This is a genomic window from Limnomicrobium aquaticum (genome assembly GCF_040545545.1).
Taxonomy (GTDB): Bacteria; Pseudomonadota; Alphaproteobacteria; order Rhizobiales; family Rhizobiaceae; genus Ensifer_A; species Ensifer_A aquaticum.
This window is the reverse complement of sequence record NZ_JBEPMB010000001.1, coordinates 580197-606315: the sequence shown is the minus strand read 5'-3', so window position 1 is coordinate 606315 and position 26119 is coordinate 580197. Positions and strand designations below refer to the sequence as shown.

Below are 26119 nucleotides of genomic sequence, written 5' to 3'. Positions count from 1 at the left end.
AGCAAGAATGACAGATCACCTCGTCCTTTTCATGCCTTCGGGCAAGCGCGGCCGTTTTGCCTCGGGCACGCCCGTCATCGAGGCGGCGCGGGAGCTTGGCGTCTATGTCGAAAGCGTTTGCGGCGGGCGGGCGACCTGCGGGCGCTGTCAGGTGTCCGTGCAGGAAGGCCAGTTCGCCAAGCATGGCATCACCTCCTCCAACGATCACATCTCGCCCATCGGCCCGAAGGAAGAGCGCTATGACCGTGTGCGCGGGCTGCCTGAAGGCCGCCGCCTCTCCTGCTCGGCCACCATCGAAGGCGATCTCGTCATCGACATTCCGCAGGACACGGTCGTCAATGCACAGGTGGTGCGCAAGGAAAGCGATGGCCGCGTGATCGAGCGCGATCCGGCGGTCCATATGTGCTATGTCGAGGTCGAGGAACCCGACATGGAAAAGCCGCTCGGCGATCTCGACCGGCTGCTGGTGGCGCTCGAAAAGGACTGGAAGCTGTCCCGTATCGAGGTCGATTTCCATATCCTGCCGCGCGTTCAGCAAATCTTGCGCAAGGGCGAATGGAAGGTCACTGCGGCGATCCACAAGGATGAAACGGACGACCTCCCGCGCCTTGTCGCGCTCTATCCCGGCCTCAAGAACGAGGCCTATGGCATCGCCTGCGACATCGGCTCGACGACGATTGCCATGCATCTCTCCTCGCTGCTGTCGGGCCGTACGCTGGCGTCATCCGGCACGTCCAATCCGCAGATCCGCTTCGGCGAGGATCTGATGAGCCGCGTCTCCTATGTCATGATGAACCCGGACGGACGCGAGGCGATGACGAATGCCGTGCGCGACGCCATCAACGGCCTTGTCGACAAGGTGGCTGCCGAAGGCGGCATCGACCGCGAGGACATTCTGGATGCCGTCTTCGTCGGCAATCCGGTCATGCACCACCTCTTCCTCGGCATCGACCCGACCGAACTCGGCGGCGCGCCCTTCGCACTCGCCGCCTCCGGCGCGCAGCACATGAAGGCCGACGAGATCGGCATCCATCTCAACAAGGGCGCGCGCGTCTACATGCTCCCCTGCATCGCCGGCCATGTCGGCGCGGATGCCGCCGCAGCGACCCTCACCGAAGGCCCGCACCGGCAGGACGAGCAGATGCTGCTGGTCGATATCGGCACCAATGCCGAAATCGTGCTGGGTAACTCGGCGCGCACCGTCGCCGCCTCCTCACCGACCGGCCCGGCCTTCGAGGGTGCTGAAATCTCCTCCGGCCAGCGCGCGGCGCCCGGCGCCATCGAGCGCGTGCGCATCGACCTCGACACACTGGAGCCGCGCTTCCGCGTCATCGGCGTCGAACAATGGTCGGACGAGCCCGGCTTTGCCGAGGCCGCCGAGAAAACCGGTATCACCGGCATCTGCGGCTCGGCCATCATCGAGGTCGTCGCCGAAATGTTCCTCGCTGGCATCATTTCGGAAGATGGCGTGGTTGATGGCGCAATGGCCGCCAGAAGCCCGCGCATCCTCGAAAACGGCCGCACCTTCTCCTATCTGCTGCATGACGGGGCACAGAAGATCACCGTCACCCAGAACGACGTCCGCGCCATCCAGCTCGCCAAGGCGGCCCTCTATGCCGGCGTCAAGCTGCTGATGGACAAGCTGGGCATCGATCATGTGGATCGCATCGGCCTTGCTGGCGCCTTCGGCACCTTCATCGACCCGAAATACGCCATGGTGCTCGGCCTCATCCCCGATTGCGATCTGGACAAGGTCAAGGCCGTCGGCAACGCCGCCGGAACCGGCGCCCGCATGTGCCTGCTCAACCGTGGCTATCGTCGCGAGATCGAGGAGACCGTGCGCAAGATCGAAAAGATCGAAACCGCGCTGGAGCCAAAATTCCAGGAGCACTTCGTCTACGCCATGGCCATGCCCAACAAGGTGGATAGTTTTCCGAACCTTGAAAAGGTGATTGCGCTGCCGGAGAAGAAGGCGATGGGGGATGCAGGGGGAGAAGGCGGGAGACGGCGGAGACGGAGCCGGGAGTAGCATCGCTAAGGGGCGCCGAACCATAGGTTCAGCTTGAAAAGACCTGTTATTGGTACTAATATAAGCACTCAGAACAGGTCTAAGGATCGCATCATGACGCAAGTTGTTCTTTCCGAGGTCACGGCCAGCGTTTCCGAGCTGAAGAAAAATCCCATGGGCACGGTTGCGGCTGGTGAAGGCGCTGCGGTTGCCATCCTTAATCGCAATCAGCCAGCATTCTATTGTGTGCCGGCCGACACTTACGAAGCGATGCTCGAAAGACTGGAAGATCTGGAATTGAATGCCATCGCCGATGCGCGGGCGAACGATCCCGTGATCAAGGTCAAGCTGGATGACCTATGAGCTCGGCTTTGTCGAGGCGGCCCTGAAAGAGTGGAACAAGCTCGACAGCAACACGCGCGAGCAGTTCAAGAAGAAACTCGCGGAACGTTGCATCAATCCTCGGGTGCCGTCAGCGCAGCTTTCTGGAAGCCGGGATCGGTACAAAATCAAGCTTCGCAGTGCCGGCTATAGGCTCGTCTATGAAGTGCGGGACGAACAGCTGATTATTGTGGTGATCGCTGTCGGAAAACGGGATCGCTCAGAGGTCTATAATGCCGCGGCAAGCCGGAAAATCCCGAGCAAGGCTGAGTGACTGACACGATCGGTTTACTTCCAGACTCGCCCCACCCCTGCTAGCCTCGCTCCATGAAACTACTCGCCATCTCCGGCAGCGCCCGCGCCCAATCCACCAACACAGCACTTCTGTGCGCGCTGGTGGATCTCGCGCCGCCCACGATAAAAATCGAGGTTTTCGCCGGCATCGGCGACCTTCCCGTCTTCTCACCAGATCGTGAAGGCGATGCGACGCCGGATGTCGTGCGGGCCTTCCAGCAGAAGATTGCCGCTGCCGATGGCCTGATCATCGCCAGCCCCGAATATGTCCGCACCCTTCCCGGTGGGCTTAAGAACGCCATCGACTGGCTGGTCTCCGGCGAGCATGTCATCGGCAAGCCGATCGCCCTTGCCCACGCCTCCCACCGGGGCGATGACATGCTGCAGATACTGCGGACGGTGCTTTCCACCATCAGCTCGAATTTCAATCCCGGCATCTTCCTTCGCGTGCCTCTGATGAAGCAGACGCCCGAGTCCATTGCCGAAATCATGACCCAGCCCGCAAACAGGCAAGCCGCCGAGAAATTTCTGGCCGACTTCGCCGTCTTCTGCCGCAACAGCCGGGCGATCAAGCCAAACGCTATGGAATTGTGATCGAACCGGAGGGATCGGCGTCGCGTTTTCCGCAGCCTTTCCCCAAGTTGCGGGCATTTTACTGTCGCCTGAACCGGCTTCCTGCGCTATAGGGGCCTGATCAGCGCCACCCTGAGCCAGACGGACGCCCATGACCATTTCGAACAGCAAGCCGATCACCCCGGAACTCATTGCCGCTCACGGCCTGAAGCCGGATGAGTACCAGCGCATTCTGGACCTGATCGGCCGCGAGCCGACCTTTACCGAGCTCGGCATCTTCTCCGCCATGTGGAACGAGCACTGCTCCTACAAGTCGTCGAAGAAGTGGCTGCGCACGCTGCCGACCAAGGGGCCGCGCGTCATCCAGGGGCCGGGCGAAAATGCCGGCGTGGTCGATATCGATGACGGCGAATGCGTTGTCTTCAAGATGGAGAGCCACAACCATCCCTCCTATATCGAGCCCTATCAGGGCGCTGCGACCGGCGTCGGCGGGATCCTGCGTGACGTCTTCACCATGGGGGCGCGTCCGATTGCCGCGCTGAACGCCCTGCGTTTCGGCGAGCCGGATCATCCGAAGACCAAGCATCTCGTCTCCGGCGTTGTGGCCGGCGTCGGCGGTTATGGCAATTCCTTCGGCGTGCCGACTGTCGGCGGCGAAGTCGAATTCGACGCCCGCTATAACGGCAACATTCTCGTCAACGCCTTTGCCGCCGGCCTTGCCCGCGCGGACGGCATCTTCCTCTCCGAAGCCAAGGGCGTCGGCCTCCCCGTCGTCTATCTCGGCGCCAAGACCGGCCGCGATGGCGTCGGCGGCGCGACGATGGCATCGGCCGAATTCGACGAGAGCATCGAGGAAAAGCGCCCCACCGTTCAGGTCGGCGACCCCTTTACCGAAAAGTGCCTGCTGGAAGCCTGCCTTGAGCTGATGCAGACGGGTGCCGTCATCGCCATCCAGGACATGGGTGCGGCCGGCCTCACCTGCTCGGCCGTCGAAATGGGCGCCAAGGGCGACCTCGGCATCGAGCTTCTTCTCGACAAGGTGCCGGTGCGCGAAGAGCGCATGACGGCCTATGAAATGATGCTGTCGGAAAGCCAGGAGCGCATGCTCATGGTGCTCGAACCCTCCAAGGAAGAGGTCGCCAAGGCGATCTTCGTCAAATGGGGCCTCGATTTCGCCATCTGCGGCAAGACCACCGACGACCTGCGCTTCCGCGTCATCCATCAGGGCGAGGAAGTCGCGAACCTCCCGATCAAGGATCTCGGCGATCAGGCTCCGGAATATGACCGCCCGTGGAAGGAGCCCGGCAAGTTCCCGGCGCTCGCCGCCAGCGCCGTCGCCGCGCCGGCCGACTACAAGTCCACTCTTCTCTCGCTGGTCGGCTCGCCCAACCAGTCTTCGCGCCGCTGGGTCTACGAACAGTATGACACTCTGATCCAGGGCAATTCGCTGCAGCTTCCCGGCGGCGATGCCGGCGTCGTGCGTGTTGATACGCATCCGACCAAGGCGCTTGCCTTCTCCTCCGACGTGACGCCGCGCTATGTCGAGGCCGATCCGTTCGAGGGCGGCAAACAGGCCGTTGCCGAATGCTGGCGCAACATCACGGCCACGGGCGCCGAGCCGCTCGCCGCCACCGACAACCTGAATTTCGGCAACCCGGAAAAGCCGGAAATCATGGGCCAGTTCGTCATGGCCATCAAAGGCATCGGCGAAGCCTGCCGCGCGCTCGACTTCCCGATCGTCTCCGGCAACGTCTCGCTTTACAATGAGACAAACGGCGTCGCGATCCTGCCGACCCCCACCATCGCCGGCGTCGGCCTCCTGCCCGACTGGTCGAAGATGGCTCGCATCGGCGGGATGAAGGAAGGCGACGCCATCCTCATGATCGGCGTGGATGGCAGCCATCTCGGCCAGTCGATCTACATGCGCGACGTGCTCGGCATCAAGGAAGGCCCCGCCCCGGAAGTCGATCTTGCCGCCGAACGGCGCAATGGCGACTTCGTCCGCAATGCCATCCGCAACGGCGAAGTCACCGCCTGCCACGACATCTCGTCGGGCGGCTTGGCAATCGCGCTTGCCGAAATGGCGATGTCTTCGGCCAAGGGCATGAAGCTCTCGCTCGCCGAAAGCCATGGCCCGGCACACGCCCTGCTCTTTGGCGAAGATCAGGCGCGCTATGTCATTGCCGTTCCGGCCGATCTCGCCGATTTCGTCTGCGCAGGCGCTGAAGATGCCGGCGTTCCCTTCCGTCGCCTTGGCACGGTCGAGGGCGCAAATCTCGTTGTCGATGAACTTTTCAATGTTTCGGTTGACGAATTGCGCATGGCCCATGAATCATGGTTCCCTGAATTCATGGACGGCGGCAAGGCGCTTCGCCCGGCTGCCGAGTAAGCGGAGAAGTACCAGACATGGCAATGAAAGCTGGCGACATTGAAGATCTGATCAAGGCGGGCATTCCGGGCGCGAAAGTAAAAATTCGCGACCTTGCCGGCGATGGCGATCATTTTGCCGCTGAAGTCGTCGCGGAAGCCTTCCGCGGCAAGACCCGTGTGCAGCAGCACCAGATGGTCTACGATGCCCTTCAGGGCAATATGGGCGGCGTGCTTCACGCGCTCGCCCTGCAGACCAGCGTTCCCGAATAAGGCACGCGGGCGGCGTCCGATGAAATCGCCTGCCGCCTCTTTTATTCCGGAAATGCCGTGCTATTTATCATGTCGGAGATCGCCGGACCTTGAATCCGGGCAGGAAAGGACAAAACCATGAGCGCAGTTCAAGAATTCATCGCCAACGAAGTCAAGTCGAACGACGTCGTCCTGTTCATGAAGGGCACGCCGCAGTTTCCGCAGTGTGGCTTCTCGGGCCAGGTCGTGCAGATCCTCGACTATCTCGGTGTCGACTACAAGGGCATCAACGTTCTCGCCGATGGCGATATCCGCCAGGGCATCAAGGATTACTCCAACTGGCCGACCATCCCGCAGCTCTACGTCAAGGGCGAATTCCTCGGCGGTTGCGACATCGTGCGCGAGATGTTCCAGGCCGGCGAACTGCAGGATCACCTGCAGGCGCAGGGGGTTGCCGTCAAGGGCGCCGCGTAAGCAGCAGGACAGCCGCTCCCGGCGGCAAAACGGAAAACCGGAATGGCGAAGGCGCTGTCCAACCAGCGCCTTCTTGCTTTTTGGAGTACAGGAAGAATGACCGGAACGAATGCAACGCGGCCCACCGTGCTCGGCAGGATGGGCAGGACGCAGTTCATCGCGCTTTGCGCCGCGCTCATGGCGCTCAACGCGCTGGCCGTCGATATCATGCTGCCCGGCCTGCAGCAGATCGGTGCTTCGCTGAATGTCGAAGACGAGAACAGCCGACAATTCATCGTCACGGCCTATCTCATCGGCTTCGGCCTTGCGCAACTCTTCTTCGGCCCGGTTTCCGACCGCTTCGGCCGCCGCAAGCCGCTCTTCTTCGGCTTCCTTGTCTATGTGCTCTCGGCCTTCGCCATTGTCTTTGCTCCCACTTTCGGCATTCTGCTCGCGCTGCGCTTCGTGCAGGGGATCGGCTCGGCGGCAACGCGCGTCGTCACCGTCTCGATCATCCGCGACGTTTACGGCGGGCGTCAGATGGCGGAAGTCATGTCGCTGATCATGATGGTCTTCATGGTCGTGCCGGTCATTGCGCCGGGCACGGGCCAGATCATCCTGTTCTTCGGCGAATGGCACCTGATCTTCCTGTTCATCGGAATGGTCGGCCTCGTCGTCGCGCTTTGGACATGGCGTAACCTGCCGGAAACTTTGCATCCGGAGGATGTGCGTCCCTTTACCGTGGCGGGCATTCTGGGCGGCTTCCGCATCGTGCTGACCAACCGTTCGGCACTGTTCTACACGCTCTCCAGCGCCGTGATCTTGGGAGCCCTGTTCGGCTTCATCAACTCGGCCAACCAGATCTATATCGAGGTCTACAAGCTGGGGAACTGGTTCCCGCTCGCCTTTGCAGGTGTCGCGCTCTTCATGGCTCTCTCGTCCTTCATCAATTCGCGGCTGGTCGGACGCTTCGGTATGCGGCGTCTGTCGCATGGCGCGCTTCTCGCCTTCATTGCCGTCAATGCCATCTGGCTGGCCGCCGAAATTCTCGGCCCTGAACCGCTGCCCTTCCCCATCTTCATCTCGCTCTTCGCGATCTCGATGTTCCTCTTCGGATGGATCAGTTCGAACTTCAATTCGCTGGCCATGGAGCCACTTGGCCATGTCGCCGGCACCGCTTCGTCCGTGCTCGGCTTCACAACCACCGTCGGGGGCGCAGCACTCGGCGCCGTGATAGGTCAAGCCTATGACGGCACGGCCCTGCCGCTTGTCATCGGCTATTGCGCCCTGTCGATTGTCGGTCTGGGATTCGTGCTGATCGCAGAAAAGGGCCAACTCTTCCGGCCGCATAACCCGCCGGTAAAGTAAGACTTTGCGGCAGGCATTGGTCGCCGCTCAGGCGGCCATCGTGATGTTCGGGAAAATCGTGTCGCGCAGCGCCTGCCAGCTATCTCGATCGGTGGCGACCAGCAGCCCGCCCTCGGTATGGCTCGGCAGATAGGCGGACCCATCGAAGCGCGCCGCATGACCGCCGGCTTCCTGCGCGAGCAGCGCCCCGGCGAGATGATCCCACGGCATCAGCTTGTTATAGAGCGCGAACTGCATCCCGCCCTTGGCGAGCAGGCGATACTCATGCGCCGCACAGCGGTAGCTGAAGAAGGAGCGGACCTTGGCAAGATTGGAAAGCAGCGACACGCGCTCCTCGCCATACATGTAACCGGTCGAGGCAGCGCCCAGCATCTCCTCAACCGGAAGCCCCGCGCCGAGCGACAGGCGCTTGCGCTCACCGTCGAGCGGTACCGCCCAGGCGCCCGCACCCTTTTCCGCCACATGGCAATCGCCCGCAAACGGATCGAGGATGATGCCGGCAACCGTCTCGCCGCCCTTCACCACCGACATCATGACGCCGAAGAGCGGCACGCCATTGGCGAAGTTGAACGTGCCGTCGACCGGATCGACAACGATGGCCAGATCGGCAGCGCCGAGTTTGCCAAGCAAAGCCGGATCGGCAGCCACCGATTCTTCGCCGACGAACAGCGCATTCGGCATCAGCGCTGCGATCTCGCGCGCGATCAGCCGCTCGGCCGCCTCATCCGCCTCCGTCACCAGATCGATGGCCTCGCTCTTCTCGCGAATGTCGCCGTCGCCAAGCTTGCCGAAGCGCGGCATGATCTCCGCCTCCGCAGCCTGCCAGAGAATGTCTATGAGCTTGTCGGTCTGGATGGTCACGCGATCAGTCCTGCCTGTCTTGAGCGGATAAGTCTTTTGAGAGTGTGAGCGACGCGAAGTCGAAGAGGTTCTTATCGAGCATATGCGACGGGTTGATGTTGGCGAGCGCCTTCATCATCACATCCCTGCGGCCGGGCATCCTCGCCTCGATCCCGGCAAGCATGTCCTTCATCGCATTGCGCTGCAGACCATCCTGCGAGCCGCAAAGATCGCAGGGAATAATGGGAAACTGCATGGCCGCCGCGAACTTCGCCATATCCTCTTCAGCGCAATAGGCAAGCGGCCTCAGAACCATCAGGTCGCCCTCGTCGTTGAGGAGCTTGGGCGGCATGGTGGCGAGCTTTGCGCCATGGAAGAGATTGAGGAAGAAAGTCTCGAGAATATCCTCGCGGTGATGGCCGAGAACGAGCGCATCGCAGCCCTCCTCCTTGGCGATCCGGTAGAGATTGCCGCGTCTGAGCCGTGAACAGAGCGCGCAATAGGTCGCCCCCTCCGGCACCTTCTCCTTCACGATGGAATAGGTGTCGCGATACTCGATCCGGTGTGGAACCCCAAGCGAGGTCAGGTATTCCGGCAGGATATGTTTCGGAAAGTTCGGCTGTCCCTGGTCGATATTGCAGGCGACAAGCTCCACGGGTAGCAGCCCGCGCCACTTCAACTCCATCAGGATCGCAAGCAGACCGTAACTGTCCTTGCCGCCCGAAAGCGCCACCAGCCAGCGCTTCTGCCCTTTGAGCATGGCGAAGTCGTCGATGGCCTGCCTGACATTGCGCAGCAGCCGCTTGCGCAGCTTGTTGAAGTTCGAGGACTGCGGCGCATGGGCATAAAGCGCCGTCATCGACGCATCGCCCGCAAAGCTTTCGGCAGCAGGATCGACATGTTCGTCAGGCGTCACCGCAATATTCATCAGACCCTCTGCCGCAAGCTGGACTCGATCCGCATCAGTGATGGGTCGAGGCTGCTCAGCACCGAATATTCCACGTCCCGCCCCTCTACCAGCGCGTCGCGCTGCCGCAATACCTTGTCGACGAAGCCGGGATGGCACATGAACACGCCGTAATTGCCCTTCTCGATCAGGCCCCGCAGCATCGGTTCGAATTCTTCCGGGCGAGACCAGTCGTAAAAGCCCAGAAGCGGACCGCGGATGCTGTAGCCATATTTCCGCATCGCCGTTTCAAACCCGGCGGCCACGACAGCGACCACGGCGGTTTTCGCCTTGATCCTTATCCCCGGTGCCGCCATCACGGACGGGGCGCCGCGCAGCCACGGCAGCTTGCCATATTCCGCAAATAGCGTCGCGCGCTTGGCAAGCCAGCCGCGCACGACGGGCAGGAAATGCACATGCTGGTGGCCATCGATATAGGCCGGCAGGCCGCCCATGGCTTCGACATAGGCGGCGAACTGTGCATCGAGTTCGCCTTCAACTGCAGCCGTATTCACCTTGCCACGGAAGCTCGCCTTGATCAGCGCATCCACCTTCGGCATCCGCCGGTTCTGGCCAAAAGCGTTGCGGCCGCTCATCGGATTGAAGTCGGTCAGCGTCAGGTGAAGTCCCGCCTGCGCATAGCCCTGATCGATCAGCGCCTTGAGCCCGGCCGCCTCGACGCGCCAGTCTGCAAAGAGGGTCATGCAGCCCGTGCCGTCGATCTTGCCGGCAGAGATCAGCTTGCGGATGGCGCGGTTGACGCCGGGCGCCAGACCATAATCGTCCGCCACCACACTCAGGCCGTCACGCTTTGAACCCCCGCCCTGCCTGCTCATGACAGGTCGCCCGGACGGTGAACCTTGCGAACGATGTAGAGCGGCCGGTCCTTGACCTCGGCAATCGTCACCCAGATATATTCGCCGAGCAGCCCGAGCAGCGCCAGATTGAAGCCGCCGAGAACCGAAATGGCGGACATGAGGCTCGGGTAACCGGGAACGTCGATCCCGAAAACAAGAGAACTGATGATGATATTCGTGCCGTAGACAATCCCGGCAAGGCCCGTAAGAACACCAATGATGGACATGATCCGCAGCGGCAGAGCCGAGAAGGACACGATGCCCTCCACCGAAAGGGCAATCAGCCCGAGACGCGACCATTTGGTTTCGCCTGACAGGCGGGGATCAGGCTTGTAGTAGATGCCCTTCTGCCGGAAACCCGCCCAGGCATAGAGCCCCTTGTTGAACCGCCGCTTGTCGCGCACCCGCAGCAGCGCATCGACAGCGGCGCGGTTCATGACACGGAAGTCACCGGCATTTTCCGGCACTTCGAAACGCTGACGAAAATTGATCAGCCAGTAGAAAATGCGTCCCGCAATCGCCTTCTTCCAGGACTCCTCGTTGCGGTCGTCACGGATCGTATAGACGACATCGAGCTTGGGATCGCCCATCAGCTCGTCAATCATTTGAATGCAGACATCATAAGGATGCTGCAGATCGGCGTCGATCATCATCACATAGTCGCCGCGCGTCTCGGCAAGGCCCGCATAGAGAGCCACTTCCTTGCCGAAGTTGCGGCTGAGCTCGATGATGCGCCAGTTGCCGTTAAGATGTTCCCGATAACGCTCGATGCTGTCGTCGGTGCTGCCGTCGTCCACGAGCACCACTTCCAGATCGAAACCGTAGCGGCTTCGGATCTCGAGCGCGAGCTTGTCCGCGAACGCACCGAAGCGTTCGGCGGATTCCCGTTCGTTCAGAAACGGTGCGACGATCGAGAACAATGGCATGTAGGAACCAGACTTTACAGTTTCATTGAGCCGGTCGGCAAAGACCTTCCGGCAGCAGAACAGTTAATGTCGCAATCCTGCCCTGTCCACCGCGGCCGTTCCGCCAATCGAAATTTTCCTGTGCGGCAACGCAAAGGCCGTTGGCCTCCGGATAGCCGGCAGGAACTGCCTCGGTCGCCAGAATGCCCTGGCTCCGAATGAGCGCGTCGGTGATCCAGGGCGAATAGCCCTTGTTGTAGTGCTCGAACCAGGCGGGCCTGCCCGGCGTCACATTTGCGACGCCTGCCGCCTCGGGCCCGCCTGCGACGATCTGGATCTTCATGTCCGGCTTGCCCGCCGCCGTGACCGCCTTGCGCCACAGAACCTGCCCCGCCTCGGCCATCGGTTCGGCGGGCATCAGCGGCGCCCAAAGAACCGGTCCGCCATTCGACCGCCAGTAATGCGCCTGACGCTCGACGGGATAGGCAATCGCCAGGACGACAAGGCACACGAAATAGAAGATCGCGGCACTCTTGCGCCATGCAACGTCAACGCCGTGGGGCACAATCAGCATGACGACCATGGCAGGTGCGGCCAGCAGATAGGCGATCAACCACTGGTCCTTGATCAGCCCACCGCCCAGCGCACCGATAAAGGCAGCTATGGCAATCGGGCCGACGACCACGAAACCGAGATAAACCTTAAGGCTGCGGTCTACGGAGGAATCAAACCGGCGTGGCTCGGATAGGAAATCGAGGCCACGAACCGCAATCAGCGCGGTCGGAATAAGGACGGCGACAGCGCCCAGTATGACCAGCAACGGACTGGTGAGGTGCCCGAGCGCAGTTCCTTCGGTCCGTTCGGCACTCATCCGGAAATAATCGACCGTATTCATCGGTGCAGTGAAAAACCAATAGACATGCGGCAGGAAGACCAAGACGCTTGCGACAAATGCCAGCAGAACATGCAGCACCTTCACCCGCGAGCGCGCAACCGGATCAGCCAACAGCCCGGCTGCGGCGAAAAGGGCAATGAGACCGAAGGAATACTTGCCGAGCAGACCGGCCCCGGCGGCAAAGCCGGCCAGAAGCGTCCATCCTAGCGAACGGGTCATGACCCCGCGGAAGGCCGCATAGAGAAAGAGGCCGACGAAGGGCAGCTGCGCAACATTGGCATTCCACTGCGGCAATTGCGGTCCGAAGAAATAGACGAGCGGCGTCGTCAGCGCCACAAGACCGGCCTGAGTGGCCGGCCGCGAAATGCGCATGAGCAGATAAATGAAGACCAAGCCGACACTGAGAGCAACACCGGAAGCGAGGTAAGGACTACCAATCCAGCCGCCCGAAAGCTTCCATGCGATCCCCACCAGCCAGATCATCATGGGCGGGTGACGGTAGATGCCGAGAAGCCATTCGCGCGACCAGGCGACTTCCTCGATCGTATCGACCGGCAGACCGGCATTGGAGAAATAGGGAATGACAGTCCAGCAGATCGTATAGATCGCAAGAAAGACGACAACACCCGCAAAAGACCGGATGAGCCAGTCAAGGCCTACCTGAAGTTTGTTCTTCTCGTTCAAAATCGCCTGCCCGCCCGCGTGGCTGAAACGCAATAAATTCAAAAACAGCTTGGCCTTCCGGAGGCCCAAAATAAAGAAGCCGGCGACCTTGATCGCCGGCTTTCCAAAGATAAATTCCTGGGACGACTGAAAGAAATCAGCGCGAATAGAATTCGACGACCAGGTTCGGTTCCATGATGACCGGATACGGTACGTCGGCCAGCGAAGGAACGCGAACGAAGGTTGCGACCATCTTGTTGTGGTCGGCTTCGATATAGTCCGGAACGTCGCGTTCAGCGAGCGAAACAGCTTCGAGAACGACCACGAGTTGCTTGGACTTTTCGCGAACTTCGATCACGTCGCCAGCCTTGCAGACATACGAGCCGATGTTGACGCGAACGCCGTTGACCTTGACGTGGCCATGGTTGACGAACTGACGGGCAGCGAAGACCGTCGGAACGAACTTGGCGCGGTAGACGATGGCGTCGAGGCGCGATTCGAGCAGACCGATCAGGTTTTCGCCCGTGTCGCCCTTGCGGCGGTCAGCTTCAGCGAAGATCGCCTTGAACTGCTTTTCGCGCAGGTCGCCGTAATAGCCCTTGAGCTTCTGCTTGGCGCGCAGCTGCACGCCGAAGTCCGAAAGCTTGCCCTTGCGGCGCTGGCCGTGCTGGCCGGGGCCGTATTCGCGGCGGTTGACCGGGGACTTCGGACGGCCCCAGATGTTTTCGCCCATGCGGCGATCGATTTTGTACTTGGCAGCGGTGCGCTTGGTCATCGCATTTCCTTTTTATTCGTTGTTGTTAGACCGGTCTGTTGCCAAACCGGTTCAAGGAAACACGCCCTCCTCTGAACGGTTTTTGCCGCTCTGACAGGCTTCTCACGGGTAAGCGTCCGGAGAATCCACGGGACATGTCAATAAAAACACCGGAAACGTTAAGCCTCCGGTCCTGGCGCGGTCTTTATGGAATCGTCACGGAATTGTCAACACTGTCAGAGCACAACGCTTGCTGATGTTGTCCTTGATGCGCCGGAAATTGACGGAATGCCAGAAATTTTGACCCGCCTGCCCTTGAAGCAACAGCATCAGTCCCCATTTCGAAAAAAGCACCGGGCCCCTCTGACGTGTACGCCGCCGGATCGACCGTGATGTCGGTGCTTTGAATTTCAACCTGATCCGGCATGGACGATGTCATGGATTTTTTCCTGGTTGATTTTCAGGGAGCCGCCGTCTGGATGTGGCTCCTCTTTATCTCCATCGTGATCGCGCTTCTGGTGCTGGATCTCGGTGTCCTCCACAAGAAGAGCCGTGAAATCGGCATCCGCGAGAGCCTGCTGATGTCGGGCTTCTATGTCACGCTCGGTCTTCTCTTCGCCGGCTTCGTCTGGAGCCAGTTCGGTGAGCAGGCCAGCCTTCAATACCTGACCGGCTTCGTGATCGAGAAAAGCCTGGCGATGGACAATATCTTCGTCATTGCCATGATCTTCGGCTATTTCTCCATTCCGCGTGAATATCAGCACCGCGTGCTTCTATTCGGCATTCTTGGCGTGATCGTTCTCCGCGGGATCATGATTGCAGCCGGCGCTGCCGTGGTCGAAAACTATGGCTGGGTTCTCTACCTCTTCGCCGCCTTCCTGATCGTTACGGGCATCAAGATGCTGTTTTCGAACAGCGAACCCTATGATGTCGAAAACAATCCGGTCCTGAAATTCCTGCGCAAGCGCCTCCCTGTCACGGACCGCCTGCGCGGTCAGAAGTTCCTGGTGCGCGAGAACGATCCCTCGACCGGCAAGCTGAAGACCTATGTGACGCCGCTCCTGCTGGCGCTGATCATGATCGAATTCGCCGACCTCGTCTTCGCGGTCGATTCGATCCCGGCCATCTTCGCCATCACCACCGACCCGTTCATCGTCTACACGTCGAACATCTTCGCGATCCTTGGCCTGCGTGCGCTTTACTTCGCGCTTGCCGCCCTCATCCACCGCTTCGCCTATCTCAAATATGCGCTCTCGGTGGTCCTGATCTTCATCGGCTCGAAGATCTTCGTCGCCGACATGCTGGGCCTCGCGAAGATCCCGCCGCTCATCTCGCTCGGCGTGACGCTCGCCATCCTCGCTTCGGGCATCATCGGCTCGCTCTGGGCGACGAGGGATATGGACAAGGCCGATAAGGCGCTGCCGGAAAAGCCCGCCGCGTAAGATAGGCAACCTCAACGCAACAGCCGCGCCGCCCCAAAAGCGGCGCGGCTTTCTATTTGTTGGGCGCAAAAGGATTTCCGCGAGGCCTCTGCGGGGCTAAGGTCGCCCCGAAAGTCTCGATCAGAATCGGATGCCCTTGATGACGCCTGCCAACGACACTGTCCTTTCCCGCTTCCTGCGCTATGTCGTGGTCGACACCCAGTCTGACCCGGCCTCCCCGGCACAGCCATCGACGGAAAAGCAGAAGGACCTCGCCCGCATCCTCGTCGCCGAACTTCTCGAGTTGGGCCTCGCCGACGCGCATATGGACGAGCACGGCAATGTCTACGCGACGCTCCCCTCGAACACAGACAAGGACGTCCCCGTCATCTGCTTCTGCTCGCATGTCGATACTGCACCAGATTTTACCGGCACGGGCGTGAAGCCGCAGGTGGTGAAGAATTACGATGGCGGCGACATCGTCCTGCCGGGCGACAGGGAGCGCGTCATCCGTCCGTCAGAACATCCCGAACTTCTGAACCTCATCGGCAACGATATCGTCACGTCAGACGGCAAAACGCTGCTCGGCGCTGACGACAAGGCCGGCGTCGCCGAAATCATGACGGCCGCCGCGTGGTTCATGGCCCATCCGGAAGTCAAGCACGGCACGGTGAAGCTCCTTTTCACCACCGACGAAGAGATCGGCCGTGGGGCGGACAAGGTGAACCTCGAAAAGCTCGGCGCGCGCTTTGCCTATACGATGGACGGCTCCACCGCCGGCGACATCGAGAACGAGACGTTCTCCGCCGATGGTGTGGAGATCGAGATTTCAGGCGTTGCCATGCATCCGGGCTTTGCCAAGGACCGCATGGAAAACGCCATCAAGATCGCCTCGGAAATCGTCGCACGCCTGCCGAAATCGCTGTCACCGGAACGCACTGCGGGCCGACAGGGCTTCATCCATCCCGTCTCGCTGGAAGGCTCGATGGAGAAAGCCACGATCGGCCTCATCGTCCGCGATTTCGTCGATGACGGGCTGAAGGAAAAGGAAACGCTGCTGGAGGGGATCGTCGGAACGGTGATGGCCGACTATCCCGGCTCGACCTACACGTTCAAGGTCCGTCAGCAGTACCGCAACATGAAGGTTGTTCTCGACCGCACACCGGAAGTGGTGCACTACGCGGTGGAAGCGGTGCGCCGCGCCGGCATGGCCCCGAAACTCGGCAGCATTCGTGGCGGCACGGACGGCGCGCGCCTCTCCTTCATGGGCCTGCCCTGCCCCAATATCTTCACCGGCGGACATGCCTATCACTCGCCGCTCGAGTGGGTGAGCGTTCAGGACATGGAAAAGGCGGTCAGGACAATCGTCGAACTGGTCAAAATCTGGGAAGAGCGCCAGGCTTGACAGCAGTTCGCGGTCAGAAAGCGTTTAGCGGTCGCGGCCACCGACGGAAGGCGCAGCAACGCTGCCCGCTCCCGCCATCGAAACGGCGGTATTGTCGTTGCGCTTCAGCCACTGCTCGAAAGACTTGCTCCAGGTGATGCTCGCCGTTCCCGGCCGCCCCATGGCAAAGCCGTGGCCGCCCGTAGGCAGACGCACAAAATCAACCGGCACCTTGGCGCGCTTGCAGGTGAAATCCATGATTTCGCTGTGTGCGACATTGGCAATGGGATCGTCTGCCGCATGAACCAGAAACACGGGCGGCATGCGCGTATTGACGCCCGTCTGCACCGACCATTGCGCCTCCGTCGCCACCGTACCGCGGCCGACCATCTGGCGATGTGTCGAGGTCTTGGTAAAGGGCGGCTCCAGCGAAATGACGGGATAGATCAGCGCCACCCAGTCGGGCCGCGCGGAGAAGGTGTCGATCTTGTCGACCGGCTCGTAGAAAGCTTCGGCAAAGCGTGTCGCGGCCAAGCCGGCAAGATGTCCGCCAGCGGAAAAACCGATGAGACCGACTCTGGCTTTGTCGATGCCATAGGTCGCGGCGTTGGCCCGAATAAGCCTCAGCGCGCGCTGCGCATCTTCCAACGCCACTTTAGGTCCATCGGCCCAGCCCTCGCCGGGCAGGCGGTAGGTCAGAACGAAGGCGGCATAGCCACGGTCATTCAACCACTTGGCAGACGAATACCCCTCGCCCTGCACCGAGATGGAGCGATAGCCCCCGCCCGGAATGATGAGCACCGCACCACCATTCGGCTTCGAGGAAAGGAAGACGCTGAGTTCCGGCGTCGAAACCTGGCTGACCGCGCCCCAGGGGGTGGATTTGATCTCACCCTTCGGGCCGCCGCCACCGGGCGCAGCCTCGGGCCAGAGAAGAACATGTTCAGGTGATTGAGGCATGACATCTCGCGCTTGGACTGAACCAACAGTCAAAGCGAGAATTGCAGCAGCAATGAGATATATGCGGAGGATCATCCAGTCTCCGATAACACGAAGGCTTCTTGCGCACCGGACCATCAGGTCCGGGCAGCGACCACAATTCCATTGTGTCATGCGCCCCTGCGGTTCTCATTGGGCAAGGTCGCCGTCAAATGCAAGCGAATTGTTCGGTTCGAATGATTTATGTTTCGCAAACGCGGGAAGATATGGCGTTTCCGGCCCGTTTCGGCTAACCGTCGCGGCATATGAATACCCCGCCGCCGAACTCCAGGAACCCCTCGTCCATGTCCTTGCGTCTCTCCCTCGCTCTTGTCCGCGCAGCACTCAGCTTCTCCCTGCTCTTTTCGGCCCATGCCGCATTCGCCGACCGCGCCCACCTCATGCTTGATGCGCAGACAGGCAAGGTTCTAGAGGCCGAAAACCCCGATCAGCAGAACTTCCCCGCCTCGCTGACCAAGATGATGACGCTCTATCTCACCTTCGAGGCGCTGCAGAAGGGCGCGCTGAAGTGGGACGACAAGCTGGTTCTGTCTGCCAATGCAGAGAGCAAGGACCCTTTCAAATACGCGCTCGGCGCGGGCAAGACGATCACGGTCAAGGAAGCCGTTCTGGGCATGATCGTCCTTTCGGCCAATGACGCGGCCGTCGCGGTCGCCGAACATTTCTCCGGCTCCGAAGCGGATTTCGGCAAGGTGATGACGCAGAAGGCCCATGCGCTCGGCATGACCAACACCGTCTTCACAAACCCGGCAGGTCTGCCCGACCCGGAGCAGGTCTCCACCGCGAAGGACATGGCAACGCTGGGGCTCGCGCTGATGCGCGACTTTCCGGAAGACTTCAAGCTCTTTGCCACCCGCAAGTTCGTCTTCCGCGGCATGAAGCTGCATGGCCATAACCGCATGATGGCGAGCTACACCGGCGTCGATGGTATCAAGACCGGCTATACCCAGGCCGCCGGCTACAATCTGGTCACGTCGGCGTCGAAGAACGGCAAGCGCGTCATCGGCGTGGTCATCGGCGCCAAATCAGCCACCGAGCGCGACCAGCAGATGACCGACATGCTCAACAGATATCTCGGCGGCGAGACCAAATCCGCGAAGAAATAACACCAATACGACGAGGACGAGCAGGACATGCCAACAGTGACAGTCACCTACGCCCTCCTCGTCGCAGCCATCTTCTTTGAGGTCATCGGCACGACGCTTCTGAAGCAGGCGGCAGGGTTCACCAGACTTTGGCCCACCGTCTTTTCCATGGCCTCGTATGGTGTGGCCTTCTACCTGCTCTCGATCATTCTCAAGACCATGCCGGTGGGCATCGCCTACGCGATCTGGAGCGGACTGGGCATCGTCTTCGTCTCCATCATCGGCGTCATCATCTTCCGCCAAAGCCTCGACTGGCCAGCAATCGCAGGACTTTTCCTGATCATAGCCGGCATCCTGATCATCAATCTTTTCTCCTCGTCTGTCGGTCACTGAGCGTCACACCTGCATCTTGCGACAAAGACGTTCAGGAAAAACGGTTGCGTTTTCAGCCGATTCCTTTATGAAAAGCGCATCGAACTTTGCTAGCGACTTCTGGTCGGCGCTTAACCGGCCTCTGTTTTCCCTTCAAAATCGATCCACCGGCGTGGGAGGTTTCCCTCGCCAAGTCCACACAACGATTTGAAAGGAAATCGTCATGGCATCAGGTACCGTTAAGTGGTTCAACAGCACCAAGGGCTTCGGCTTCATCCAGCCGGACGACGGCTCCACGGACGTTTTCGTACACATCTCCGCCGTTGAGCGCGCCGGCATGGGCTCGCTCACCGAAGGCCAGAAGATCCGTTACGAAGTCCTCCAGGACCGCCGTTCGGGCAAGAGCGCCGCAGGCAACCTGCAGGCAGGCTGATAAGCCGCTCTCTTGAGAGAACAACGAAAAGGCCGCGTTTCGACGCGGCCTTTTTGATTCTGATGTCCCTTTAGGAAGATCAGTGGCGTTCTGACAGCCTGCTTACTCCGCCGCCTGCGCCACATCCGCCGCATCCGGATTGCCCGGCGCGGTCTCGCAATCGAGATCGGGAAAGGCCGCGATGCGCCCGCCGCCATGGGCCGTATGGACCACGACAAGCCCCTGCTCCTCGAAATAGCTCAGGAACCGCCGCGCACGCCGTGCCGAATGCGTGCCATAGACGCGGGCGATCGACGCATCCGGCGGGCAGGCCTCGCCCTGGATTGCAGCTTTTGCCAGCAGCAGGAAAACGCCTTGCAGGTCATCGGTCACGCGGCGCGCCAGCTCCAGCGCACTCGCCCATTGTTCGGAACCCGCCGTTTCCTCATCGACGCCCGAGCGAACGATGGCGAGCCTGCGCCGGAAATCGGCGAGCGGCAGCGGCGGCCCCGGAATGCGGCGAATGCGCGCACGCACGAGGAAGTCCTGATAAAGCTCCGCATCCGGCCGGAAGGTTGCGCCGGGCTGGGAAAGCACTTCCGAGAGCGCCAGATCGAGCTTGTCCTCCCGCTCGGACGGATCGAGGTCAAGCGAAGCCTGACGTGGCTGCGGCTCGGAGGCTGCCGGCTCGGCGCGGGCAAGCTCGGCCAGAATATCGGTCGCCGGCTTCGGCGTCGGCGGCGCACGGCGCATGACGGGTCGCGTCAAGTCCTCCTCGGTCGGAGTCAGGATCAAATCCTCGACGTCGACTTCCGGCGCCTGCCCCGGCAGCGGCATGAGCTTGGGGCTCGAAGACCGCGCCGAGGTCTCGACGTTTCCGATCGTCACGTTCAGAGGACGCCGCGACAGCGCCGGCCCGAGCGCCACGAAGGAGCCGCGCGACAAATCGCGGAACATCTCTGCCTGCCGCCGCTCCATGCCGAGAAGGTCGGCCGCACGCGCCATGTCGATATCGAGGAAGGTGCGGCCCATGAGGAAGTTGGAGGCTTCCGCCGCCACGTTCTTGGCAAGCTTCGCCAGACGCTGCGTCGCAATCACGCCCGCCAGACCACGCTTGCGGCCGCGGCACATGAGGTTCGTCATCGCACCGAGAGAGAGCTTGCGCGCCTCGTCCGAAACCTCGCCACCAACGGCCGGCGCAAACATCTGCGCCTCGTCCACCACGACCAGAACCGGATACCAGTAGTCGCGATCCGCATCGAAAAGCCCGTTGAGGAACCAGCCCGCCGCCCGCATCTGGTTCTCGACATCCAGCCCTTCCAGCGAGAGGACACAGGAGACGCGATGCTGGCGCACCCGCGTCGCAATGCCGACCAGCTCACCCTCGGTGCGCTCGCCATCGACAACCACATGGCCATACTTGTCGGCCAGCGTCACGAAGTCGCCTTCCGGATCGATGATGACCTGCTGCACCCATTGCGAGGACTGTTCGAGAAGACGCCGCAAGAGATGCGACTTGCCGGAGCCGGAATTGCCCTGCACCAGAAGACGCGTCGCCAGCAGTTCCTCGATATCGAGCATGGCCGACTTGCCGCCCGAAACCGTCCCCATATCGATGCCGACTTTCAAACGCGCGTATCCTGATCTGATTGGAAGCTGCCATTAGACTCAAAGCGAGCCTGCCACGACCTCGCCTTTTAGCAAAGACGCAGGGCTTTGGGGACAGCGAATGCCGAAAAACACAGATGATTGCGGAACATATCATCCTGCCATAATCTGTCAGGACACCATGCCATTCAGGCGGTTCGAGGGAACCCATGTCGCGCTCTGCCAGATTGCTCGATCTCATCCAGATCCTGCGCCGCCACCGCCAGCCGGTGAGCGGGGAAAATCTCGCGCGCGAACTCGGCATCTCTATCCGCACGCTCTATCGCGACATCGCGACGCTGCAAGCGCAGGGCGCCGATATCACCGGCGAACCGGGCATCGGCTATATCCTGAAGCCCGGCTTCATGCTGCCGCCGCTGATGTTTTCCGAGGATGAGCTGGAGGCGCTCGTACTCGGCTCCCGCTGGGTATCCAAACGCGCCGGCGGGCCTCTCGGCAAGGCGGCGGAAAATGCGCTGGCGAAGATTGCAAGCGTTCTGCCGAAAGACCTGCGTGAGCAGCTGGATGCGACCAACCTTCTCGTCGGCCCCGGCGATCCCGTGGTGGCCGGCGACACACATCTTTCCGCCATTCGGCTTGCTATCCGCAAAGAACGCAAGCTGGCTATCGCCTATGAGGACGAAAGCGGACGCTCGAGCGAGCGGACGATCTGGCCCTTCGCGCTCGGTTTCTTCGATCGCTCCCGAGTCGTCATCACCTGGTGCGAACTGCGCAACGATTTCCGCCATTTCCGCGCCGACCGCATTACCCGTCTGGACGAAACCGATATCCGCTATCCCCGTCGCAAGGCCATTTTGCTCAAGGAATGGCGCGAGCTGGACCACAACACCGGCAAAAACTGATACTGCCATTTTTTGGCAGTATCGGATTCTATAACTCTCCTGTTCCCAACGACAGGAGATCATCATGCAGCCTTCCAACTTCGTCCTCTTCTATGTGAAGAGCCCCAACGCCAGCGCCGCCTTCTATGAAAAGCTGCTGGGTTACAAGCCCGTCGAGCAGTCGCCCGGCTTTGCCATGTTCGTCATGCCCGGCGGCTTCAAGCTCGGCCTGTGGATCGACACGGCCATCGATCCTCCTGCCAATGGCAGGATCGGCGGTGCGGAAATCATGTTCGATTGCGACACGGATGCAGAAGTCGACGCTGCCCATGCCGACTGGACGGCCAAGGGTGCCGAGATCCTGCAAAAGCCAACCCTGATGGATTTCGGCTACACCTTCACCGCCGCCGACCCGGACGGCCATCGCCTGCGCGTCTATCGTCGCGCCGAAAACCCGGTGTGAGGTGAAAATCATGCCGAGATACTGGATCGGAATTGCCTCGGCGGACCATGTCCGTCGGGGTGCCGGCGAAGGCTTCATGCAGGTCTGCCACGGCAAGAGCGGCCCGCTGAAGCGCACCGCTCCCGGCGATTTTATCGCCTATTATTCGCCCAGCCGCGTCATGGGCGTGAAGGACGGCTTGCAGGCCTTCACCGCCTGCGGCCGCATCCGCGACCGCGATCCTTACGAGTTCGACGCGGGCGGCGGCTTCGTCCCGTTCCGCCGCGATGTTGACTGGATAGCCGCCGGCGAGGCCAAAATCCTGCCCATGCTGCAATTGCTGAGCTTCACCGCCGGCAAGACGAACTGGGGCCAGCCCTTCCGCTACGGCCTGTTTTCCATCCCGGCAGAGGATTTCGTGTTGATCGAACAGGCGATCCGTCAATCGTCCGGAGAAAGAACCGGGGCAGTCGCGGCTTGAAATCGGCGCATGCGATGCTACCTTGAAGACATTCAAGCGGATTGTTGCATGCGTCACCTGACCCGCCTATTCCTGATCGTCTGTCTGCTGGCCGGCCTCGCTGCCGCGCCGGCAGCATCTTTTGCCGCGCCCCAGGGACACGAGATGACGACAGCCATGATGACTGACATGGATGCATCCATGGATGCCCATCACATGATGATGCAGACAGAGAAGACAAAGCCCGCATCCCCGGCCCATCACGGCGACCACGCTGCCGCCTGTGCGGCCTGGTGCGCGGGCGCGTTTCTGACCACCCTGCCCGCGAGCCCGGCGTGGAACCACGCCACGCCCTCGCCCCGCCTTGAACCAACCCCGGCAGAACCGCTCACCGGCCTCGTCCCCGCCCCGCCGCTCCAGCCGCCGAAACGCCTGCTTTCCTGATGTCACCGCTCCGCGACTTGGCGGAGCAATCGACCTACATCACGAAAGCAAAAACCATGAACAGAAGAGAGTTTCTGAAAACGGCAGGCCTTGCCGTGGGCGGCCTTGCGGCCAGCCAGGTCTTCCCCCGCCTCGGCCTTGCCACGCCGAACCCGCGCTCGCTCACCATCGACACCCGCACGCTGGAGGTCAACGGCAAGGCGGCGACCGTCTACGGCCTCACCGAAAACGGCAAGCCCGGCCTCACCTTCGCACCCGGCGAACGTTTCTCCGTAGCGCTCAGCAACCGCCTGAAAGAAGAGACCATCATTCATTGGCACGGCCTCACCCCGCCCTGGGAACAGGATGGCGTGGCGGATAATCCGCTGCCCATGCTGAAAGGTGGCGAGACCCGCGCGTATGACTTCGCACTTGAAGAGACCGGCACATTCTGGATGCATGCCCATACGTTGCAGGAGCAGAACCTGCTGGCCGCCCCGCTCATCGTCCATTCGAAGGAGGACACAATGGCCGACCGGCAGGAGGTCGTCATCCTCCTGCACGACTTCTCGTTCAAGCCTGCGGAAGAACTGCTCGCAGCCCTGAATGGCGGCAAGGGTAGCCATATGATGCATGGAGGCCACAAGATGGACATGGGCAGCATGGGCAAGATGTCGATGCAACATGACATGACATCTATGGGCTCCGGCCAGACCATGTCCGGAAATCACGACATGTCGGCGATGGGTGGCATGGGCGCGATGGACCTCAACGACATCGAATATGACGCCTATCTCGCCAACGACCGAACGCTGGATGATCCCGAAGTCATCAAGGTTGAAAAAGGCGGCCGCATACACCTGCGCATCATCAACGGCGCGGCCTCCACCGCCTTCCATCTGACGACGGGCAAGCTTGCCGCAAAACTGGTCGCCGTGGACGGCCACCCCGTCGTCGCCGTGGCCGGCGATACGTTCCCCATGACCATGGCCCAGCGCATCGACCTCGACATCGAAATCCCCAAGGATGGCGGCGCGTTTCCGATCCTAGCTCTGCGCGAAGGCACCGGCCACCGCACCGGCATCGTGCTCGCGACCGCTGGCGCGAAGATCGAACGCCTCCCCGCAAAAACCGAGGCGAAGGCCCCGCCCCTCGATCTGTCGCTGGAAGTAGCGCTCCGCTCCACCACACCGCTCGGCGAGCGCCGCGCGGACAAGTCCGTCGTGGCGCATCTGACGGGCGATATGGCGAGCTATCAATGGGCGCTCGAAGGCCTTGAAGACCTGAAGCTGAAAACCGGCGAGCGGGTCGAGATCGCCATGATGAACATGTCGATGATGGCGCATCCCATGCACCTGCACGGCCATGCTTTTCAGGTCGTCGATATAGACGGCAAGCGCTTTGCGGGCGCTGTACGCGACACCGTCTTCGTGCCGCCGATGAAAACCGTCACCATCGCCTTCGATGCCGGCAGACCGGGCCACTGGCCCTTCCATTGCCACCACCTCTACCACATGGTGACCGGCATGATGACGCATCTCGAAGTAAGCTGACGAAAGAGGCGGAAGCGGGGATTGCTCCGCTTCCGCCTCGCCATCAAAGCCGGCTATCCCAACGGCCGGGCCACAGAATATGGGGCTCGACCTCGATCTCGGGCAGACCTATATCCCGGCGCGTCCTGTTGTCGAGAAATGCCAGTTCGCGCGCCTTGCGGCGGCGCTGCATTTCCGTGGCCAGAAGCGCCCGCAATGTCCTCCAGAAGCCGAATTTCCGGCGGATGATATCCAAAGCAAGATCAAGCTCTCTTGCGTCTCTAAGTTGCAATTCAAACATGATTGTCCGTCCCGGCGCTCGACGAGCCGCCAGGTCCTTTCGCGATTGCGACGGACAGATTCCGGGTGCGAAGGGCCATGCCCCAAGGCGCCGAAAGACCGTCAGGAACTAGGAATGAAATCGGGAGTTAAGCGTCTGCAGAATAAGGGTTTCAGACGCCATCACACGTGATGGCGATAACCCATCGTGCCGGAAAGCACGCCCGCTGGTTTGAACCAAATTCGCAGACGCATGTCGGGATATGTCGAATTCATCTCGCGTCTCCAAGGTTCGCGTTGCAGATGCTGAGACGATACACGAACTTTTTTGCTCGGCAACCCCGCAATTGAAGATTGCAGAAATCGGATTCATTTGTTGCAAATCCGCAACAGGCCGAAGCGTCACTCGATAGCCATGACAGTTGGCTGCCTTCTCGTATCTGCAGCGACGCGATGCATCGGGTCGGCCTCCCCGGCGCGATAGCCGAATTCGCGCGCAAAGCCCGCCTCGCCTGCCCGCGTGATCGTCAACGCTCGCCCGCTGCTCGCGCGCCGGAGCCAGCCAAGCTCGATGAACCGGTCAAGCAGGCCTGCGCCCAGCGCCCCGCCGATGTGAAACCGCCGTTCGCTCCAGTCGAGACAGGCCCGGCAAAGCGCCCGGCGGCCCATCGAGTGCATCTCGAGATCGACCCCGAAATCGCAAACATAGCGCCTGCCGTCCGCGCTGAGGCTGGCCCCATCCTGCGACAAAGCGATAAAGCCGCGTGCTTCCATGCTCTCTGCCACTCTGACGGCGAGATGCCCGGCCAGGTGATCGTAACATGTCCGCGCCAGACGCATGGCCGCGTCCTTTGGTCCCGTCGGGCGGGAACGCTTCGGCCCGGCGGCGATCAGCGCGGACAGGACTTCGATCAGCTCGGCGACATCGCCCGACGCGAGCTTGAAATACCGATGCCGGCCCTGCTGGTGAACCGCGATCAGCCCCGCCTCCGATAACTTTGCAAGATGCGCGCTCGCGGTTTGCGGCGTCACCCCGGCCTCGGCAGCGAGTTCGCCGGCGGAAAAGGCGCGGCCGTCCATCAGCGTCAAGAGAATGGTCGCGCGGCTGACATCGCCGATCACGGCACCGATTTCGGCAATGCGGGTTCCGGAAACGAAATTGCTCATGCGCCGACCTTAGCCCGCAGGCCGGCATCCGTCATCGACAAACACTTCGGCGCTCCCCGAAACGTCGAGCCCGCCAGCCGCATTACACCCATGGCAGC

29 protein-coding genes are annotated in these 26119 nt (G+C 61.2%); 18 read left to right on the top strand and 11 right to left on the bottom strand.

What is annotated here, in order from left to right; translation table 11 throughout:
* Positions 1–7 precede the first annotated feature (7 nt).
* The 8 genes from ABID16_RS03005 to ABID16_RS02970 all read left to right on the top strand — a co-directional run bounded on the left by ABID16_RS03005 (position 8) and on the right by ABID16_RS02970 (position 7696).
* Complete coding sequence (locus ABID16_RS03005; protein ID WP_354554862.1) at positions 8–2029, top strand: ASKHA domain-containing protein; 2022 nt, start codon at positions 8–10, stop codon at positions 2027–2029.
* A gap of 93 nt (positions 2030–2122) precedes the next feature.
* Entirely contained in the window at positions 2123–2371 is a 249-nt protein-coding gene (locus ABID16_RS03000) for a type II toxin-antitoxin system Phd/YefM family antitoxin (protein ID WP_354554861.1), read from the top strand.
* Positions 2361–2663: a type II toxin-antitoxin system RelE family toxin gene (locus ABID16_RS02995; protein ID WP_354554860.1), complete on the top strand. Its 303-nt coding sequence runs from the start codon at positions 2361–2363 to the stop codon at positions 2661–2663. The genes ABID16_RS03000 and ABID16_RS02995 overlap by 11 nt, the downstream gene beginning before the upstream one ends.
* 53 nt (positions 2664–2716) lie before the next feature.
* Positions 2717–3277: an NADPH-dependent FMN reductase gene (locus ABID16_RS02990; RefSeq protein ID WP_354554859.1), complete on the top strand. Its 561-nt coding sequence runs from the start codon at positions 2717–2719 to the stop codon at positions 3275–3277.
* 130 nt (positions 3278–3407) lie between these two features.
* Entirely contained in the window at positions 3408–5645 is a 2238-nt protein-coding gene (purL, locus tag ABID16_RS02985) for a phosphoribosylformylglycinamidine synthase subunit PurL (RefSeq protein ID WP_354554858.1), read from the top strand.
* Positions 5646–5662: 17 nt separating this feature from the next.
* Positions 5663–5896 (top strand): BolA/IbaG family iron-sulfur metabolism protein, encoded by a 234-nt coding sequence (locus ABID16_RS02980; protein ID WP_109857357.1) that lies wholly within the window; start codon positions 5663–5665, stop codon positions 5894–5896.
* A 117-nt stretch (positions 5897–6013) separates the two neighbouring features.
* Complete coding sequence (gene grxD, locus ABID16_RS02975; protein WP_109857356.1) at positions 6014–6349, top strand: Grx4 family monothiol glutaredoxin; 336 nt, start codon at positions 6014–6016, stop codon at positions 6347–6349.
* 138 nt (positions 6350–6487) lie between these two features.
* Positions 6488–7696, top strand: coding sequence for a multidrug effflux MFS transporter (locus ABID16_RS02970; RefSeq protein ID WP_354555884.1), 1209 nt, complete (start codon positions 6488–6490; stop codon positions 7694–7696).
* Positions 7697–7723: 27 nt separating this feature from the next.
* On the opposite strand, the gene ABID16_RS02965 is transcribed toward ABID16_RS02970, so the two are convergent.
* The 7 genes from ABID16_RS02965 to ABID16_RS02935 all read right to left on the bottom strand — a co-directional run bounded on the left by ABID16_RS02965 (position 7724) and on the right by ABID16_RS02935 (position 13995).
* On the bottom strand, positions 7724–8557 hold the full coding sequence (locus tag ABID16_RS02965) for an inositol monophosphatase family protein (protein WP_354554856.1): 834 nt from the start codon (positions 8555–8557) through the stop codon (positions 7724–7726).
* 4 nt (positions 8558–8561) lie between these two features.
* Positions 8562–9464, bottom strand: a complete 903-nt coding sequence (ttcA, locus tag ABID16_RS02960) for a tRNA 2-thiocytidine(32) synthetase TtcA (RefSeq protein ID WP_435532351.1) — start codon at positions 9462–9464, stop codon at positions 8562–8564.
* Positions 9464–10318, bottom strand: coding sequence for a ChbG/HpnK family deacetylase (locus ABID16_RS02955; RefSeq protein WP_354554855.1), 855 nt, complete (start codon positions 10316–10318; stop codon positions 9464–9466). The genes ttcA and ABID16_RS02955 overlap by 1 nt, the downstream gene beginning before the upstream one ends.
* Positions 10315–11265, bottom strand: a complete 951-nt coding sequence (locus tag ABID16_RS02950) for a glycosyltransferase family 2 protein (RefSeq protein ID WP_354554854.1) — start codon at positions 11263–11265, stop codon at positions 10315–10317. The genes ABID16_RS02955 and ABID16_RS02950 overlap by 4 nt, the downstream gene beginning before the upstream one ends.
* Before the next feature lie 22 nt (positions 11266–11287).
* Positions 11288–12823 (bottom strand): glycosyltransferase family 39 protein, encoded by a 1536-nt coding sequence (locus ABID16_RS02945; RefSeq protein ID WP_354554853.1) that lies wholly within the window; start codon positions 12821–12823, stop codon positions 11288–11290.
* Positions 12824–12959: 136 nt separating this feature from the next.
* On the bottom strand, positions 12960–13577 hold the full coding sequence (gene rpsD, locus ABID16_RS02940) for a 30S ribosomal protein S4 (protein ID WP_354554852.1): 618 nt from the start codon (positions 13575–13577) through the stop codon (positions 12960–12962).
* Between the two features lie 184 nt (positions 13578–13761).
* Positions 13762–13995: a hypothetical protein gene (locus tag ABID16_RS02935; protein WP_354554851.1), complete on the bottom strand. Its 234-nt coding sequence runs from the start codon at positions 13993–13995 to the stop codon at positions 13762–13764.
* Here ABID16_RS02935 and ABID16_RS02930 point away from each other — a divergent pair.
* Positions 13994–14998 (top strand): TerC family protein, encoded by a 1005-nt coding sequence (locus ABID16_RS02930; protein ID WP_354554850.1) that lies wholly within the window; start codon positions 13994–13996, stop codon positions 14996–14998. The two genes, ABID16_RS02935 and ABID16_RS02930, sit on opposite strands and share 2 nt — an antisense overlap.
* Positions 14999–15137: 139 nt before the next feature.
* Positions 15138–16382, top strand: coding sequence for a peptidase T (pepT, locus tag ABID16_RS02925; RefSeq protein WP_354554849.1), 1245 nt, complete (start codon positions 15138–15140; stop codon positions 16380–16382).
* Between the two features lie 24 nt (positions 16383–16406).
* Here pepT and ABID16_RS02920 read toward each other — a convergent pair whose 3' ends face one another.
* Positions 16407–17321 (bottom strand): alpha/beta hydrolase, encoded by a 915-nt coding sequence (locus ABID16_RS02920; RefSeq protein ID WP_354554848.1) that lies wholly within the window; start codon positions 17319–17321, stop codon positions 16407–16409.
* Between the two features lie 323 nt (positions 17322–17644).
* Here ABID16_RS02920 and ABID16_RS02915 point away from each other — a divergent pair, with 323 nt between their 5' ends.
* From ABID16_RS02915 to ABID16_RS02905, 3 genes are all read left to right on the top strand, one after another.
* Entirely contained in the window at positions 17645–18466 is an 822-nt protein-coding gene (locus ABID16_RS02915; protein ID WP_354554847.1) for a D-alanyl-D-alanine carboxypeptidase family protein, read from the top strand.
* 27 nt (positions 18467–18493) lie between these two features.
* Positions 18494–18838 carry a DMT family transporter gene (locus ABID16_RS02910; protein WP_354554846.1) on the top strand — a complete coding sequence of 115 codons (345 nt, stop codon included), beginning with the start codon at positions 18494–18496 and terminating at the stop codon, positions 18836–18838.
* A 202-nt stretch (positions 18839–19040) separates the two neighbouring features.
* A complete protein-coding gene (locus ABID16_RS02905; RefSeq protein ID WP_109857346.1) occupies positions 19041–19250 on the top strand; it encodes a cold-shock protein in 210 nt (69 codons plus the stop codon).
* A gap of 102 nt (positions 19251–19352) precedes the next feature.
* On the opposite strand, the gene ABID16_RS02900 is transcribed toward ABID16_RS02905, so the two are convergent.
* Positions 19353–20858: a helicase HerA domain-containing protein gene (locus ABID16_RS02900; protein WP_354554845.1), complete on the bottom strand. Its 1506-nt coding sequence runs from the start codon at positions 20856–20858 to the stop codon at positions 19353–19355.
* 188 nt (positions 20859–21046) lie between these two features.
* Between ABID16_RS02900 and ABID16_RS02895 the strand changes: the two genes are divergently transcribed.
* The 5 genes from ABID16_RS02895 (at position 21047) to ABID16_RS02875 (ending at position 24596) form a co-directional block, all read left to right on the top strand.
* Entirely contained in the window at positions 21047–21739 is a 693-nt protein-coding gene (locus tag ABID16_RS02895) for a helix-turn-helix transcriptional regulator (RefSeq protein ID WP_354554844.1), read from the top strand.
* A 64-nt stretch (positions 21740–21803) separates the two neighbouring features.
* A complete protein-coding gene (locus ABID16_RS02890; protein ID WP_354554843.1) occupies positions 21804–22181 on the top strand; it encodes a VOC family protein in 378 nt (125 codons plus the stop codon).
* 10 nt (positions 22182–22191) lie between these two features.
* On the top strand, positions 22192–22641 hold the full coding sequence (locus ABID16_RS02885) for an EVE domain-containing protein (protein ID WP_354554842.1): 450 nt from the start codon (positions 22192–22194) through the stop codon (positions 22639–22641).
* A 48-nt stretch (positions 22642–22689) separates the two neighbouring features.
* Positions 22690–23064, top strand: a complete 375-nt coding sequence (locus ABID16_RS02880; RefSeq protein WP_354554841.1) for a hypothetical protein — start codon at positions 22690–22692, stop codon at positions 23062–23064.
* A 56-nt stretch (positions 23065–23120) separates the two neighbouring features.
* Positions 23121–24596, top strand: a complete 1476-nt coding sequence (locus ABID16_RS02875) for a multicopper oxidase family protein (protein ID WP_354554840.1) — start codon at positions 23121–23123, stop codon at positions 24594–24596.
* Between the two features lie 43 nt (positions 24597–24639).
* On the opposite strand, the gene ABID16_RS02870 is transcribed toward ABID16_RS02875, so the two are convergent.
* The gene (locus tag ABID16_RS02870; protein ID WP_354554839.1) at positions 24640–24876 is read right to left on the bottom strand and encodes a DUF1127 domain-containing protein; all 237 of its coding nucleotides are present in this window, start codon (positions 24874–24876) and stop codon (positions 24640–24642) included.
* A gap of 380 nt (positions 24877–25256) precedes the next feature.
* Positions 25257–26021 (bottom strand): ArsR/SmtB family transcription factor, encoded by a 765-nt coding sequence (locus ABID16_RS02865; RefSeq protein ID WP_354554838.1) that lies wholly within the window; start codon positions 26019–26021, stop codon positions 25257–25259.
* Between the last annotated feature and the right edge of the window lie 98 nt (positions 26022–26119).

What these genes read in the sequence shown, in the direction of transcription:
- ABID16_RS02885 (WP_354554842.1), top strand. Translation starts at nt 22,192, where the DNA reads ATGCCGAGATACTGGATCGGAATTGCCTCGGCGGACCATGTCCGTCGG.
- rpsD (WP_354554852.1), bottom strand. Translation starts at nt 13,577, where the DNA reads ATGACCAAGCGCACCGCTGCCAAGTACAAAATCGATCGCCGCATGGGC.
- ABID16_RS02955 (WP_354554855.1), bottom strand. Translation starts at nt 10,318, where the DNA reads ATGAGCAGGCAGGGCGGGGGTTCAAAGCGTGACGGCCTGAGTGTGGTG.
- ABID16_RS02930 (WP_354554850.1), top strand. Translation starts at nt 13,994, where the DNA reads ATGGATTTTTTCCTGGTTGATTTTCAGGGAGCCGCCGTCTGGATGTGG.
- ABID16_RS02950 (WP_354554854.1), bottom strand. Translation starts at nt 11,265, where the DNA reads ATGCCATTGTTCTCGATCGTCGCACCGTTTCTGAACGAACGGGAATCC.
- ABID16_RS02880 (WP_354554841.1), top strand. Translation starts at nt 22,690, where the DNA reads ATGCGTCACCTGACCCGCCTATTCCTGATCGTCTGTCTGCTGGCCGGC.
- ABID16_RS02905 (WP_109857346.1), top strand. Translation starts at nt 19,041, where the DNA reads ATGGCATCAGGTACCGTTAAGTGGTTCAACAGCACCAAGGGCTTCGGC.
- ABID16_RS02980 (WP_109857357.1), top strand. Translation starts at nt 5,663, where the DNA reads ATGGCAATGAAAGCTGGCGACATTGAAGATCTGATCAAGGCGGGCATT.
- ttcA (WP_435532351.1), bottom strand. Translation starts at nt 9,464, where the DNA reads ATGAATATTGCGGTGACGCCTGACGAACATGTCGATCCTGCTGCCGAA.
- ABID16_RS02895 (WP_354554844.1), top strand. Translation starts at nt 21,047, where the DNA reads ATGTCGCGCTCTGCCAGATTGCTCGATCTCATCCAGATCCTGCGCCGC.
- pepT (WP_354554849.1), top strand. Translation starts at nt 15,138, where the DNA reads ATGACGCCTGCCAACGACACTGTCCTTTCCCGCTTCCTGCGCTATGTC.
- grxD (WP_109857356.1), top strand. Translation starts at nt 6,014, where the DNA reads ATGAGCGCAGTTCAAGAATTCATCGCCAACGAAGTCAAGTCGAACGAC.
- ABID16_RS02935 (WP_354554851.1), bottom strand. Translation starts at nt 13,995, where the DNA reads ATGACATCGTCCATGCCGGATCAGGTTGAAATTCAAAGCACCGACATC.
- ABID16_RS02995 (WP_354554860.1), top strand. Translation starts at nt 2,361, where the DNA reads ATGACCTATGAGCTCGGCTTTGTCGAGGCGGCCCTGAAAGAGTGGAAC.
- ABID16_RS02990 (WP_354554859.1), top strand. Translation starts at nt 2,717, where the DNA reads ATGAAACTACTCGCCATCTCCGGCAGCGCCCGCGCCCAATCCACCAAC.
- ABID16_RS02875 (WP_354554840.1), top strand. Translation starts at nt 23,121, where the DNA reads ATGAACAGAAGAGAGTTTCTGAAAACGGCAGGCCTTGCCGTGGGCGGC.
- ABID16_RS02920 (WP_354554848.1), bottom strand. Translation starts at nt 17,321, where the DNA reads ATGCCTCAATCACCTGAACATGTTCTTCTCTGGCCCGAGGCTGCGCCC.
- ABID16_RS02910 (WP_354554846.1), top strand. Translation starts at nt 18,494, where the DNA reads ATGCCAACAGTGACAGTCACCTACGCCCTCCTCGTCGCAGCCATCTTC.
- ABID16_RS02970 (WP_354555884.1), top strand. Translation starts at nt 6,488, where the DNA reads ATGGGCAGGACGCAGTTCATCGCGCTTTGCGCCGCGCTCATGGCGCTC.
- purL (WP_354554858.1), top strand. Translation starts at nt 3,408, where the DNA reads ATGACCATTTCGAACAGCAAGCCGATCACCCCGGAACTCATTGCCGCT.
- ABID16_RS02890 (WP_354554843.1), top strand. Translation starts at nt 21,804, where the DNA reads ATGCAGCCTTCCAACTTCGTCCTCTTCTATGTGAAGAGCCCCAACGCC.
- ABID16_RS02865 (WP_354554838.1), bottom strand. Translation starts at nt 26,021, where the DNA reads ATGAGCAATTTCGTTTCCGGAACCCGCATTGCCGAAATCGGTGCCGTG.
- ABID16_RS02915 (WP_354554847.1), top strand. Translation starts at nt 17,645, where the DNA reads ATGTCCTTGCGTCTCTCCCTCGCTCTTGTCCGCGCAGCACTCAGCTTC.
- ABID16_RS03005 (WP_354554862.1), top strand. Translation starts at nt 8, where the DNA reads ATGACAGATCACCTCGTCCTTTTCATGCCTTCGGGCAAGCGCGGCCGT.
- ABID16_RS03000 (WP_354554861.1), top strand. Translation starts at nt 2,123, where the DNA reads ATGACGCAAGTTGTTCTTTCCGAGGTCACGGCCAGCGTTTCCGAGCTG.
- ABID16_RS02870 (WP_354554839.1), bottom strand. Translation starts at nt 24,876, where the DNA reads ATGTTTGAATTGCAACTTAGAGACGCAAGAGAGCTTGATCTTGCTTTG.